Here is a 13,416-nt window from a genome sequence, read left to right on the forward strand (position 1 = left end):
GTGGAGCGTCGCCTCGGCGGGGTGCCCGCCGGTCGAACGTGCGGCCTGCGCCAGCCGTCGGGATGGCTCCACGGTCGGGCGCGGCCGCCGCCGCGCCCCGATCCGCGCCGAGGGGGCCTGCCGCAGGGGGAGATGAAGAGATGGAGATGTCGTTGTCCAGGCGTACGGCCGCAGAGTTTCTCGGAACGTTCTGGCTCGTGCTCGGCGGCTGCGGGAGCGCCGTGCTCTCGGCCGCGTATCCCAGGCTGGGGATCGGCTTCCTGGGCGTGGCGATCGCGTTCGGGCTCTCCTTCCTGACGATGGCCTACGCGGTGGGCCACATCTCGGGCGCGCACTTCAACCCCGCCGTCACGATCGGCCTGATCGCCGGCGGGCGCTTTCCCGCGCGAGACCTCCTGCCGTACGTCCTCGCCCAGATCGCCGGCGCCATCGTCGCCGCCGGGATCCTCTATGCGATCGCCAGCGGCGCCGCCGGGTTCACCGTGCACGCAGGGTTCGCGTCGAACGGCTATGGCGGGCGCTCGCCCGGCGGATACTCGCTCTTCGCGAGCCTCCTGGCCGAGATCGTCCTCACGTTCGGCTTCGTGACGGTGGTCCTCGGCGCGACCGAGCACGGCGCGCCGCGCGGGTTCGCGCCGATCGCCATCGGGCTCGCGCTCACGGTGGTTCACCTCATCGGGATCCCGGTCACGAACACGTCGGTCAACCCGGCGCGCTCCACCGGTCCTGCCCTGTTCGTCGGCGGAGGGGCGCTGTCTCAGCTGTGGCTGTTCTGGCTCGCCCCGCTCGCCGGCGGCGTGCTCGCGGGCGTCCTCTATCCGGTGCTCGTGGGCCCGAGGCCGAGCCGGGTCGTCGTCACGTCGCCGCCGGTCATCTGAGGCGACCGAGGGAGGGGAGGAGGCCGACGGCGGGGATCAGGCCGGCCCTGCGCCCGGCTCGCCGGCCTCGGCCTGCTGATCCCCGGCGGCGGCCAGCGCGTCCTTCGGCGAGATCCGCTCGACGAGCAGCGCCGCTCCCGCGCCCAGGAACGTCACCCCGATCTGCAGCACGTACAGCCAGAACACCGCGGCGGATCCGGGGCCGACCACGTCGCGCGGGGCGATGTACATCGACAGCCCGGCGTAGACCGAGATCTGGAACGCGCCGAAGAACCCGGGCGCGTTGGGCACGAGCACCCCGAGCGCGAGCACGCCCATCACCACGCACGCCTGGCCGAAGGTGAGCCCGGCGACGCCCGCGCCCCGGCACACCATCCAGATGCCGGCCGCATTGACGGCCCAGTACACCACCGTGACCGCCAGGAACGGGCCGGTGTAGCGGAAGCGGGGCAGGAAGCGCAGGCCGTCGGCCACGTGCTCCACGCGGTCGGCCAGCCAGACGCCGAGCCGCGGCGAGACAAGCCCGACGACCCGCTCGGTGGTGCGGCGGGCCCAGGCGCGCCGCCAGTAGAACACCCCCATGGTCACGAAGCCGGCGAAGAAGACGGCGAGCGCGGTGTACGCGGCGCCGGGGACCACCGCCGCCGAGACCTGCAGCTCGCCGATGCGGTCCGGCAGGGGGTCGAGGGGCCTCGCGATCTGCAGCGCGGTGAAGAGCAGCGCGCTCAGGTAGAGGCCGTCGAGCACCCGCTCGGCGCCCACGCTGCCCGTGGCCGCCCAGCCCGAGATGCCGCCCTGCTGGCGGATGAGCGCGGGGCGCACCAGCTCGCCCATGCGGAAGGGCAGGAGCAGGAGCGCGCCGTAGCCGATGAACGAGACGGTGAGCACCCGCCGCATCGACACCGGGCGCAGCGGCCGGAGCAGCCAGTACCAGCGCATCGCGCGCAGGGTCAGCACGAGCAGCCACACCGCGCCGTAGGCCACGGGGACCCACGCGGGCACGCGCGCGAGGTGCTCGGCCGCCGGCACGACAGGCAGGGTGCCGGCGCGCATCAGCCAGACGAAGCAGCCCGCGACGACGAGCGATCCGAGGAGCCCCAGCGCGCGGCGCCGGGCGAGGTTGCCGGCTGCCGGTGCGGCGCGCGGGGCGCGCGCGTCGCCCTCGTGGACCGGGGCCGGCTCAGCCATCGGCGCCGCTGCCCGCGCGGTCCGCGTCGGCCCGGGCCGGGGCGCCGCGGTCCTCGCGCGCGCCGCCGTCCTCCCCGGGCCGCGGGCGCCGCACGAGGAACATCGGCCGGTGCTTCACCTCGTCATAGATCACCGCCACGTAGAGCGCGATGACCCCGACGCTGGTGAGCAGGAGCCCGCCGAGGATGAGCTGGAGCAGGATCACCGTGGTGAACCCGCTGAGCGCCTCGCCGTCCAGGTAGCGCCACAGGGTCTGCGCGCCGAGCCCGGCCGCGAACACAAGGGTGCCGAAGCCCATGGCCGTGACCATCTTCAGCGGCAGCGCCGAGAAGGCGATGAGGTTGCGGATGGAGTAGCGGATGAGGCCGACCACCGACCATTTGGTGGTGCCGTGCAGGCGCTCGGCCACGGTGAAGGGGATCTCGGTGGTCCGGAAGCCCACCCAGGTCACGAGGCCCCGGAAGAAGCGGTTGCGCTCCGCGCATTGCATGAGCGCGTCGACCACCTGGCGGTCGATCAGCTTGAAATCGGAGGCGCCCCGGAAGTCGCCCCGCGCCGCGCCGGCCATGAGCGCGTTGAACACCCAGGTCATCATCCGGTAGACGAGGCTCTCGCGCGCCCGCGTCTCCTTGACGGCGCTCACCACGTCGTAGCCCTCGGCCCAGAGCTCGACCATGCGCGCGATGAGCGAGGGCGGGTGCTGCAGGTCGGCGTCCATGAAGATGAGCGCGCGGCCCCGGGCCTCGCTCAGGCCGGCGGCCATCGCCGCCTCCTTGCCGAAGTTGCGCGCGAGCGGCACCGGGCGCACCCGCGGATCCGCCGCGGCCGCGGCCAGGAGCCGCTCCAGGGTGCGGTCGCGGGAGCCGTCGTCCACGCAGACGAGCTCGTAGCTCCGGCCGATCTTGTCGAGGTGCGCACGCACCACCTCGAGGCTGTGCTCGATGGCCGGCTCCTCGTTGTAGACGGGGATGACGACCGAGATGTCCACGCTCACCGCCGCGCCCTCCGCCGGCTAGCCCGGCCGCCGCGCGACGACCTTCATGCCGTGGCCGCGATCGGCGAGGCGGCCGGCGAAGTACACAGCCGCCAGCACCGAGTTCACCAGCGGACCCTGCCGCATCTCCGCCGAGCGGAAATTCTCCCAGAGCAGCGGGTCGGGATCGATCGCCAGCACCTCGTAGCCGGTGTCCTCGAGCAGCGCGCGCATGGCCCGCTCGGTGAAGAAAAAGAAATGCTCGGCGTGGTAGATCTTGAGCACCGCGTCCTTGTAGCGGCCGCCGCTCAGCTGGTAGCTGAGGTCGGCCACCTTGTAGAAAGGCGAGCGGAGCGTGGGCGTGCGCAGGAAGAGGGTCCCGCCTGGCCGGAGCATCTCGCGCATCGCCCGGAGCGGCGACACCACGTCGTCGAAATGCTCGATGACGTCCATCATCGTGATGGCGTCGAGCGAGCCGCGCAGCCTGTCGAGGAGCGACTCCACCGGCCCGCACAGCGCCCGGTCCTCGCCGAGCAGCGCCGCGGCCTTCCGGCAGGCGTCCTCGGAGATGTCGCAGCCGAGCGCGTCGTAGCCCGCCTCGCGGAGCTGGGCCGCGAACTGGCCGGTGGAGCAGCCCACGTCGAGCACCCGGCCCGACGGGGCGTAGCGCTTCAGCACGCCGACGCGCTCCTGGTTCTCCTTGCGGTACGCCTCGGCGCGCCGCGCGTCCTCCTCGCCGCCCATCCGCTCGTGGTACTCGGAGCGGTAGAACGCCGCGATCTTCTCGCGCGGCGCCGGCAGCCGGAAGCGCAGGCCCGAGGCGGGGCACTCGAAGATGCGCGCCTCGCTGGTGCGCACGCCCCACGACGACTCCACGCCCTCCTCGGCCTGCACGTCGAGGAAGACACGCGCCCGCACGCCCGAGAAGGAGGGAATGGGGCAGGTGGGCGCCTCCACGGACCCAGAGGATCCGAAGGAACGGCGGCTTCGGAGCAGCTCCGCGATCACGGCCGGAACTTGGCCGAACCCGCCGCGCGCTGTCAAGACATCACGCACGCCTCGTGTCACCTGTGCTAGGGCTCGCGCCGCGAGATGGGGACCAAGATGGGGACCGGGCCCGGTGCACCCGAGGCCGACATGGCCGGGGATGACGAGACCACCGCCGGCGCAGACGGCGGGGAGAGCTCCGGCGCGGAGGGCGCAGACGGCGGGGAGAGCTCCCCGCGCGCCGCGGGGCCCGAGGCCGCCGCGCCGGCGGCCGGGCCGGCGCGGCCGTCGCCGCGGCAGAGGCTCGCGCCGCTCCTCCCCGAGCTGCCGGCCGCGCTCATCGCGCTCGTCATCTCCGTCTGCTTCGGGCTGAGCTACGGCGTCAATTACGGCGCCAGCAACCAGACGGCGTACATGCTGGGCGCCCTCCGGCTGCTCGATCCCAGCGTGCTCACGAAGGACTGGTACGCGACCGGCCCGGCCAACTACCACCCGGCCTTCTCCTACGTGGGCTGGCTGCTGCTCGCCATCGACCGCGGCGGCGCGGCGGTGGGCTGGGGCCTCGTGGTCACCGCGACGCTCGGCGCCATGTGCGTGTACTGGCTCGCGGCCGAGCTGCTGAAGGACCGGCGCCTCGCGCTGGCCACCTTCCTGCTGGTGATGGCGATCGCCTTCGTCACCCGCACCGACAGCGTTGCGTCCAGCTACATCTTCGATTTCATCCTGCAGCCCTCCACCCTGGGCAGCCTCTTCCTGCTCGCGGCGCTGCCTCCCCTCGTGGCCGGTCGCACCCTGCTCTCGGGCGTGTTCCTCGGTCTGAGCGGGCTGTTCCACGCCAATTATCTCGTCCTCGGGATCGGCACCTTCGGCCTCGCCCAGCTCCTGCTCGGCTGGAGGGACGGCTGGAAGGATCTGGCGCGGCGCATCGCCATGCAGGTCGGGCCGGCCATCGCGGTGTTCCTGCTCCTCTCCCCGCTCATCCTCCGCTCGGTGCGCTCGCCGGACGCGGCGTTCGCGCAGGAGATCCTCTTCAACATCCGCTCGCCGCACCACTACGCGCCCAGGACTTACAAGGGTAACTTCTTCCCGGTGGCGGCGTGGCAGATGTTCGGCCTCGGCGCCGGCGCGTGGCTCTTGCGCGGCCGGGAGGGGCGCGGGCGCCGCCTCGGCGCGGTGGTGCTCGCGATGGCGATCGTCATCTGGACCGGGACGCTGCTCACCACCTGGGTGCAGATCCCGCGCGTCGCGCAGCTCTTCGTGTGGCGCTTCGCGCCGTTCCTCGACCTCCTCATGCAGCTGCTCGCCTGCGCGGCCTCGGCGAGCATCGCGGCCCGCCCCTCCCTCTTCCGGCGCATCCCGTCCGCGGGCCTCGCGCTGACGCTGGGCGGCTTCGTCGCCCTGGCCATGCTCGACAAGGAGGGGGATCTGGCGCCGCCGCTCCTGCTGGCCCTCGCGCCCGGCGCCGCGGGCGCCCTCGTCGGCGCGGCGGCGTCGCTGCTCGAGCGCCGGGGCGTCGGTCTCGCCCCGGCGCGCGCATTTCTGTTGCGCTTCGGCGCTTATGCGATCGTCGCCTACGCGGCGTTCGCCTGCCTCCGCTTCGGCGTGCCCAAGGTGAGGGGCTACGAGGAGCGGTCCAACGTGATCAAGGGCATGCGCGGGCCCGAGGCCGATATGTACGCCTGGATCCGCGCCAACACCCCGAAGGACGCGGTGTTCCTCACGCCGCCTCAGCTGGAGCGCTTCCGGCTCCTCGGCGAGCGCGCCATCGTGGTCGACTGGAAGGGCAGCGCCTACGTGCCCAGCGAGCTGGTGGAATGGTACCGGCGGCTGGAGGACGTCTCCGGGCGCAAGGGCTTCCGGCGCTCGGACGACCTGGCCGACGGCTACGGGGATCTCGACGCCGCCCGGCTCGACCCGCTGCAGAAGAAATACAAGTTCGATTACGTGGTGGTGGGCCGCGGCCGGCAGAGGGATCTGCCCGGGAAGATCGTCTATCAGAATTCGCGCTTCGTGATCCTCGCCCTCGCCGGCTGAGACGTGATCGGGACTTGATCGGAACTTGAAGCTCGCCGCGGGTCGCGTAGCGTCCGGGCTATGCGCCGAGCCGGTCCCACGCGAGCTTGACCGTGAGCGTCAGGCCGAGCGCGACGACGAACCACCGCACCTTCCTTGGCTCGATGCGGCGGGCGACCACGGCGCCGGCGAGCGAGCCGACCACCGCCGCCGCCATCATGATCGGCGTGGCGACCGCGTCGACCGCGCCCGCGAACAGGAACGCGAGCGCCGCCACGCCGTTGATCAGGCTCGCGAGCACCGTCTTGATCCCGTTCAGCCGGTGGATGTCCACGTCGCCCGCGAACGAGGAGAGCAGCGCCAGCATCATGATGCCGATGCCCGCGCCGAAGTAGCCGCCGTAGACGCTCACGAGGAACTGGAGCAGGAACACGACCCACGGCCGGGAGGGCAGCGCGAAGCGCTCCGCGCCGGGGTCCGCGCCGTCCTTCGCGGAGGGCTTCGCCGGGCGCAGGTTCTGCCAGAGCAGGAGCAGCGTCGCGATGAGCACGAGCCCCGGCACCGCGGCGTCGAACACGCGCTGCGGGGTCACGAGCAGGAGCGCCGAGCCCACGACGCCGCCGAGCAGCGACGGCAGGAACAGGACGCCGAGGACCCGGTAGTCCCGGGCGAGCTCGCGGCGGTACGCCCACGCCGACGCGAGCGACGCCGGCGTGAGCGCCACGGCGTTCGTCGCGTTCGCGGCGAGCGGGGGCAGCCCCGCCGCGATCGCAGCGGGGAACGACACAAGCGTGCCGCCCCCGGCCACCGCGTTGATGGCGCCGGCCACGGCGGCGCCGCCGGCGAGGAGTGCCGCTCTTGTCAGATCCACGGCGCGAGATCGCCCGAGCCCCGCCGGCCTGTCAACCGCCGCGCCGCCGCCCGCGCGCCGCCGGCCGCGCCGCGCTTGAGCGGGCGGGCGCGGCGCCCCTAGGATGGCATCGCGGCCGACACCGGCGGTCGCTCCTCCTCGAAGAGCCGAGCGACATGCCGCGATCCTTCCCGCACCTCCCCGCCGCGCTGCTCTTCGCCATGGCCTGTGGCGCGCTCGCTCCAGCGGCCGCCGGCGAGGGGCAGCCCGAGCGCGCGCGCGTCTGGGTGGCCGACGACGGCACGCGCGTCCGCCGGGAGGACGTCGGCCTGCCGCTCTCGCGCGGCGAAGGAAACGCGGTCTTCCGGCCCGGCGAGCCCATCCGGCTCGGCGCGCTCCGCGCGGAGGTCGTCGCCTTCCAGGTCGTCGTCGAGGCCGGCGCCGAGCCCGTGCGCGGCGTCACGGTCGAGCTCTCCGCGCTCGGCCCCGCGGCCGGCCCTGGCGCGCCGGCCAAGGCGCCGCCGGCGCCGCAGCAGCCCGCGCACGGGCAGGGAACGGCGCCTGGACAGGCCGCGGGCGCGGCGCCCGCGGGGGCGATCTCGATCCGCCGGTTCGTCGAGCACTACGTCGAGATCACCCAGCGCTCGCGCAACGAGCAGCGCCCCCGGGAGTCGCTCGGGTGGAGCCCCGCGGCGCGGCCGCCCGACGACCTGCACCTCGGGTTCCTCCCCGACGCGCTCATCCCGGTCGAGCTCGCGCCCCCCTGGGCGCCGTACCCGCTCGAGGTCGGCGCGCGCGAGACCCGGGCGGTCTGGATCGATCTCCACGTCCCGGAGGGCGCCATCCCCGGCGCGTACGAGGGGAGGGTGGTGGTCGGATCGGCGTCGCACGGCGAGCTCGCGTCGCTCGATCTGAGGCTCGACGTCGCCCCCGCGACGCTGCCGTACGGCGCGGTCGACTTCATCGCGTTCTACGACGTCGACGAGGTCGCCGCGCGGGTCGGCGACGGGCCCGCCGTGGAGCAGCAGCTCTGGCAGCTGCTCCACGAGCACCACGTCGACGGCTTCGCGTCGGTCCGGAGCCCCGCCGAGGTCGAGCGGCTGCGCGCGGCGATCGACGGCTCGCTCTTCACGGAGGCCCACGGCTACCGGGGGCCGGGCGCGGGCGTGCCGCCCGCGGCGGTGGCGCTCGGCGCCTATGGCGGCTTCGGCGATCCCGGGGAAGCGGCCCTCCGCCGCGTCGAGGCGGTCGCGGATCTCCTCCCGCCGGCGGTGGACGACGTGATGCTCTACGCGATCGACGAGCAGTGCGAGAGCCCCCGCGGGCCCGGCTGGCGCCGGCTGATCCGCGGCTCGCGCCTGTCGTCGCGCGTCCTCGTGGGGCACTCGTGCGGCGAGGTCCCTCCGGTGGAGCAGGACGTCGACCTCGTGCTCACGCCGGCGAACCGCTTCGACTCCGCGTGGGCGCGGGCAGCGCGCGAGGCGGGCAAGCGGCTCTGGGTGTACAACGGCGCGCTGCCGCGGACCGGCACGTTCATGATCGACGCGCCGCTCACCGGGCTCATGGCCGACGGCTGGATCGCGGCCTCCCACGAGGTGGACCGCTGGTTCCTGTGGGAGACGGCGTTCTGGCACGACGGCAACCGCGGCGGCCGAGGGCCCATCGACCCGTTCACGGTCGCCGAGAACTTCCACAACCGCGACGGCGACGCGTGCCTCGGCGACGGCATGCTGCTCTATCCCGGGACGCAGCGGGGCGCGTTCTCCTCCCGATCCGTCGGCTTTCCCGGCGTGCTCCCCTCGATGCGCCTGAAGAGCCTTCGCCGCGGGATCCAGGACGCCGGCTACATCGCGCTCGCGAGGTCGGCGTCGCCCGGCGCGGTGGACGCGATCGTCAAGGAGGTGATCCCGGCCGCGCTCGACGAGGCGCTCGACAGCGCCCCCGCCGCGTGGAGCGCCGACGGCGCCCCCTTCTTCAGGGCGCGCTCCGCGCTGCGCGCCCTGATCCCGGCCGGCGCCTCGCTCGACGCCGCCGGCGTCCGCCGCGCGCGCGCCGAGGCGGCGGCGGCGCGCCGCGCGCTCGTCCCGCTCCCCCGCGCGGGCGGCGAGGCAGACGGCGCGGGACAGGCCAGCCCCTGGCCTCTCGGCCGGTGGAGCACGACGGCGCGGCTCATCGCCGCGGCCGCGCTGGGCGCCGCCGTGCTCGCGCTGGCCATCGGGCTCTACCGCCGTGGGAAGCCAGGGCGGGGGGCCGAGGGGCGCTGACCGGCGTACGCCTCACTCGCCTGCCTGGCGGCGGAGCCCGTATCCCACGGATCTGCACCCGCTCTAGCGGGGCGCATCTTCGTGCGCTACGGGCTCATCCGCGTCGTTCGGCTCGCTGCGGCGTACTTTCGTACGCCTCACTCGCCTGCCTGGCGGCTGAGCCCGTATCCCACGGATCTGCGCCCCGCTAGGATTGTGAAGAGGGTTATCGCCGGCGGGCCGAGCGGCGTTTGGGGCTCGTCGAACTCAGGATGACTGCTGGATGATGAGCTGCTGCGTCGCCCTGCGCTCGCCCACGACGGCGACCACCGTCTCGGAGGCGAGCCCCGCCGCGCCCTGCGACGTGCGGCGGATCGTGCCGAGCAGCGCGAACCAGCCGATCTGGCTGCTCGAAAGGGCGCGCTCGCTGATTCCGTCCACGCGGGCCAGCGTCTTGCGCGCGATCCGGAACACGCTGCGATCGACCCCCTCGATCAGGTCGAGCGTGGCGCTGAGCCGCTCCTGCGTCTCGACGCGCACGTCCTCGAGGAAGCCGAACCCCGCGCGCACGACCTCCTCGACGACGCCGAGGCTGCCGTCAACCCAGGTGTAGATCAGGCCCTCTTGCGGAATGCTGAGCCTCGCGCGATCGGAACCATTGCTGCCGGACGCGGCCTGGCCGGAGATGCTCTCGTTCATCTCGAACCCCCTTCCTCAAAATGGCTCGCAGGCCATTCGCCTGCTGCCAACCCATTATCAACAACCGAGTTCTCGGATGGGTTATCACAGGGCAACAATGGCGTGAACTCTTTCTTTGTCATCTGGTCATCACGATCGCGCCCTCTGGCGCTCTGGTTGGTTGCGTCCGTTGCGTCCGTTGCGTCCATTGCCTCTTGCGTCCGTTCCCGGGGCCAGACGTGCCGCGCGGCGTGAGGCCGCGGCGACGCCCTTCCAGGCGTGCTGCCGAATCCGCTCTGCCTCGGTAAATTCGCTGAAAACACGCGATAAACGGCCAGCGCGTCGGAGACGTAAGCTGGCGGCCACCGGAAGATCCTTGGTCCTTGGCAGGCGCGCCGCGGCTGGGTACGGTCCCGCGGTGCCCACGAGGCCCGCGAAGATCGAGCGATTTCTGAGGGGAACCACCTTGTCCACGCTGCTTGCCGCCTCCTGCGTCTCCGGCGCACCGCACGGCGAGGCGCCCTCCGCGCCGCCACCTGCCGAGCTCCTGGCCTTCGATTTGCGAGAAGGCCTGATAGACAACCACTTCTTCCGTCGTGGTCATATCGCCGCCCATCTCTTGACGACCTCGGGTGGTTCGCCGCGGCTCATCGTCGCTTTTCCGGCGGGCAACATGGGAATCGCTGTGTGGTTCGATTCTCTGCCCGCGCCGGTCGATCTCTCGGTGGAGGGGGACCTCTCTGGCGTCGAGCGCGTCGAGCGCGTCGAGCGCATGGATCGCGCGGAGCGGCCCGGCGTCATGCGCGGCGTGTCGGCGCTCCTCGCGAGCGCGGCGCCGGCGCTGCGTGTCCATCGGGTGATCCTCGGGAGCGTCCGTACGCTCCGCGACGTGGGGCGCGACGCCGAGGTTCCGGCCTGGCTACGGAACGATGTCGAGGCGTTCGCGTCGCCGCGGGGGGCGGCGATCGCCGTGCGGCGCACCACGCTGGACGGCGAGCACCACCTCGAATTGCTCATCGAGCCGCAGGACGGCACGACGGCCGCGCTCGGGGACGACGGCCGGATCGAGCTGGCGGCGGGGCCGAGCGGCCTCCGTGTCCGGGTGACGGCGCTCTCGGACGAGGCGCCGCTCACGCCGGTGCCCCTCGAGGAGCTCGTGACGGAGCGCGCCAGCGACGATCTGCGCCACCGCCAGGCGCTCGGCTTCCTCGCGTACCGGGAGAAGCTGCTGGCCGGGTCCTGGCGTTTCCTCACGTACTTCGGCCGGGACACGTTGCTCGCGGTGAGGATGCTCCTGCCCGTCCTCGAGCCGGCGGTGGCCGAGGCGGGCATCGGCTCGGTCCTCGACCGGCTGAGCCTGGCCGGCGAGGTCGCGCACGAGGAGGCGATCGGCGAGTACGCCGCGCTCATGCACCTCGATTCGCGCATCCCCGGGGCGCTGCGTGAGCCCATCTACGATTACAAGATGATCGACGGCGACTTCCTCCTCGCGCCGGTCGCCGCCGAGTACCTCCTCGGCACCGCGGCCGGCCGGGAGCGCGCGGCGGAGTTCCTGTCGCGCAGGACGCCGCGGGGCGACACGTACGCGGAGGCGCTCGCGCGGAACGTGTCGCTCGTGCTCCACCTCGCCGCCCCGTTCGCCGAGACAGGGGATCCGATGAAGTTGGTCGGGCTCAAGGCGGGCACGAAGGTCGGCGAGTGGCGTGACAGCGAGCAGGGCCTCGCGGGCGGCCGGATCCCCTACGACGTGAACGCCGCGCTGGTTCCGGCCGCGCTCCGCGCGTCGGCGCGGCTGCTCGCGAGCCCGCTGCTCGGCGCGGACGCGGAGCGCGCCGGCCGGGCGGAGCGGCTCGCGCGCGCCTGGAAGGACGCCGGCGTGTTCTTCCATGTGGAGCTGCCGGAGGACGAGGCCAGGCGCCGCGTGTCGTCCTATGCGGAGTCGCTGGGCCTGGACGCGGCGCCGGCGCTCGCGTCGCTCTCGGGGCCGCTCTCGTTTCCTGCCGTCGCGCTCGACAGCGAGGGGAAGCCGATCCCCATCATGCACTCCGACGACAGCTTCGTCATGCTGTTCACGGACCCGCCGCCCGCTGCGCTGGAGGAGATCGCGGGCCGCCTGATCCGCCCGTTCCCGGCCGGCCTGCGGACGCCGGTGGGGATCCTCGTCGCGAACCCCGCGTTCGCGCAGGATCCGGCGCTCTGGAGGGAGTTCACGGCGGCCCACTACCACGGGACGGTCACCTGGTCGTGGCAGCAGGCGATGCTCGCCGCGGGCCTCGAGCGGCAGCTCGGCCGCGGCGATCTGCCGGCCCGCGCGCGGGGCGCGCTGGAGCGGGCGCGGAGCGCGCTCTGGGAGGTCATCGCGGCGACGCGCGAGGCGAGCACGCGGGAGCTCTGGAGCTGGGCCTTCGAGGGCGGCTGTTACAAGCTGGTGCCCTTCGGCGCGGAGCGATTGCACCACGACGAGTCGAACGCGGTGCAGCTCTGGAGCACCGTGTACCTCGCGGTACGCCCCTGAGCCGAGCGGCGCCTCGCCCTCAGGCCTTCGCGCCGGCGATCAAGTCCATCAGCGATCGCCGCTCCCCGCCTCGATCGGCCCCATCAATCCCCCCCAGGTCGACGTCCGGCCGGATCCCCGTCCCGTGGATCGGCTCTCCGCCAGGCAGGACCATCTTCGCAGCGGGCGCGAGCACCGGCGCGCGATCCTCCGGATCCGCCGCGACCTTCAGCGCCGTCCCCTTTCCGTACGTGCGCTCGCCCGCCACGACCGCCCTCCCGTGCCACTGGAGGCAGCCGGCGAAGAGCTCCGCCGCCGACGCCGTCCCGCCATTCACCAGGATCCACAGCGGCACACGGCACGGATCGCGGTGGCTCGACCGGTACGCGATCTCGTCGCCGTCCGCGTCGATCGCCCTCCCGAGGACGCTCCCCGGCTCCAGGAAGTCGCCCGCGAGCTCGAGAAAGGCCGTCAGCTCCCCACCGGGGTTGTCCCGCAGATCCAGCACGAGCGTCTCCAGCCCTTCGGCCTCGAGCGCCTTTACCGCCGTGTGGACCCGGGCGGGCACGTCCAGCGAGAAGGTGCGGATCTTCACGTACCCGACCCCCGGCTCGAGCTGGACGCTCTCGACGGGCGACGCGCCGCCGCACGGGTGGAGCGACGCGACCAGCGCGTCCAGATCGGCCAGCATCGGGGCGCCGGCGGGCCGCGCGCCCCCGGCGGTGCCCGCGTTGTACGTGATGAAGACGTTGGTCACGCTCGGCAACACCTGGACGCCGATGAAGCAGTTGTAATTGTTGCCGGCCCTCGGAGAGAGCAGCGACGTGGCGGGGGCATAGTTGACGAAGACCCGCACGTTGCCGAACGTGTACTGGCCTGTTCCCATGAAGGTCCAGTGCAGCGTTCCCAGCCAGTCGCCCATCGTGAGGATCGCGCGCGCCAGGAGGCTCAGCGCAGGCCCCATCGAGAACCACACGTTGAACGAGAACGGGAACTTCACCGCGTTCGGGTCGAAATTGGGGAACGGGAACGGGCCGAGCGCAGGCGACATGCACACGTCGGGGAAGCCGGCGCTCATGCCTGTACACTTGTTGTTCGCAGGGAGCATCGCG

General features: G+C 72.9%; 10 protein-coding genes. 4 read left to right on the plus strand and 6 right to left on the minus strand.

From position 1 onward, the window contains the following. Positions 1-146: 146 nt before the first annotated feature. Positions 147-878 carry an aquaporin Z gene (gene aqpZ / locus WMF19_RS11400; RefSeq protein ID WP_437899108.1) on the plus strand — a complete coding sequence of 244 codons (732 nt, stop codon included), beginning with the start codon at positions 147-149 and terminating at the stop codon, positions 876-878. 36 nt (positions 879-914) lie between these two features. Here aqpZ and WMF19_RS11405 read toward each other — a convergent pair whose 3' ends face one another. Genes WMF19_RS11405 through WMF19_RS11415 form a run of 3 tightly spaced genes read right to left on the minus strand, consistent with a single transcriptional unit; the run spans position 915 to position 3,996 of the window. Then, positions 915-2,066, minus strand: coding sequence for a lysylphosphatidylglycerol synthase transmembrane domain-containing protein (locus tag WMF19_RS11405; protein ID WP_437899109.1), 1,152 nt, complete (start codon positions 2,064-2,066; stop codon positions 915-917). Then, a complete protein-coding gene (locus tag WMF19_RS11410) occupies positions 2,059-3,060 on the minus strand; it encodes a glycosyltransferase family 2 protein (RefSeq protein ID WP_437899110.1) in 1,002 nt (333 codons plus the stop codon). The genes WMF19_RS11405 and WMF19_RS11410 overlap by 8 nt, the downstream gene beginning before the upstream one ends. An 18-nt stretch (positions 3,061-3,078) precedes the next feature. Beyond that, positions 3,079-3,996, minus strand: a complete 918-nt coding sequence (locus WMF19_RS11415; RefSeq protein WP_437328709.1) for a methyltransferase domain-containing protein — start codon at positions 3,994-3,996, stop codon at positions 3,079-3,081. Positions 3,997-4,131: 135 nt separating this feature from the next. Here WMF19_RS11415 and WMF19_RS11420 point away from each other — a divergent pair, with 135 nt between their 5' ends. Next, a complete protein-coding gene (locus WMF19_RS11420) occupies positions 4,132-6,060 on the plus strand; it encodes a DUF6798 domain-containing protein (RefSeq protein WP_437899111.1) in 1,929 nt (642 codons plus the stop codon). 58 nt (positions 6,061-6,118) lie between these two features. On the opposite strand, the gene WMF19_RS11425 is transcribed toward WMF19_RS11420, so the two are convergent. Further along, on the minus strand, positions 6,119-6,910 hold the full coding sequence (locus tag WMF19_RS11425; RefSeq protein ID WP_437899112.1) for a sulfite exporter TauE/SafE family protein: 792 nt from the start codon (positions 6,908-6,910) through the stop codon (positions 6,119-6,121). 155 nt (positions 6,911-7,065) lie between these two features. On the opposite strand from WMF19_RS11425, the gene WMF19_RS11430 reads away from it, so the two are divergent. After that, positions 7,066-9,153, plus strand: coding sequence for a hypothetical protein (locus WMF19_RS11430; protein WP_437899113.1), 2,088 nt, complete (start codon positions 7,066-7,068; stop codon positions 9,151-9,153). A gap of 246 nt (positions 9,154-9,399) precedes the next feature. Here the strand turns inward: WMF19_RS11430 and WMF19_RS11435 are convergent, their stop codons facing one another. Beyond that, positions 9,400-9,831, minus strand: coding sequence for a hypothetical protein (locus WMF19_RS11435; protein WP_437899114.1), 432 nt, complete (start codon positions 9,829-9,831; stop codon positions 9,400-9,402). Between the two features lie 445 nt (positions 9,832-10,276). Between WMF19_RS11435 and WMF19_RS11440 the strand changes: the two genes are divergently transcribed. Beyond that, the gene (locus tag WMF19_RS11440) at positions 10,277-12,325 is read left to right on the plus strand and encodes a hypothetical protein (protein ID WP_437899115.1); all 2,049 of its coding nucleotides are present in this window, start codon (positions 10,277-10,279) and stop codon (positions 12,323-12,325) included. A 19-nt stretch (positions 12,326-12,344) separates the two neighbouring features. Here the strand turns inward: WMF19_RS11440 and WMF19_RS11445 are convergent, their stop codons facing one another. Further along, positions 12,345-13,412, minus strand: coding sequence for a S41 family peptidase (locus tag WMF19_RS11445; RefSeq protein WP_437899116.1), 1,068 nt, complete (start codon positions 13,410-13,412; stop codon positions 12,345-12,347). Positions 13,413-13,416 lie beyond the last annotated feature (4 nt).

Source organism: Sorangium sp. So ce124 (assembly GCF_051525235.1).
In the GTDB taxonomy this organism is placed as follows: domain Bacteria; phylum Myxococcota_A; class Polyangia; order Polyangiales; family Polyangiaceae; genus Sorangium; species Sorangium atrum.

Coding starts and splice junctions, on each gene's coding strand:
- aqpZ (WP_437899108.1), top strand. CDS start 147: ATGTCGTTGTCCAGGCGTACGGCCGCAGAGTTTCTCGGAACGTTCTGG.
- WMF19_RS11405 (WP_437899109.1), bottom strand. CDS start 2,066: ATGGCTGAGCCGGCCCCGGTCCACGAGGGCGACGCGCGCGCCCCGCGC.
- WMF19_RS11420 (WP_437899111.1), top strand. CDS start 4,132: ATGGGGACCAAGATGGGGACCGGGCCCGGTGCACCCGAGGCCGACATG.
- WMF19_RS11430 (WP_437899113.1), top strand. CDS start 7,066: ATGCCGCGATCCTTCCCGCACCTCCCCGCCGCGCTGCTCTTCGCCATG.
- WMF19_RS11435 (WP_437899114.1), bottom strand. CDS start 9,831: ATGAACGAGAGCATCTCCGGCCAGGCCGCGTCCGGCAGCAATGGTTCC.
- WMF19_RS11445 (WP_437899116.1), bottom strand. CDS start 13,412: ATGCTCCCTGCGAACAACAAGTGTACAGGCATGAGCGCCGGCTTCCCC.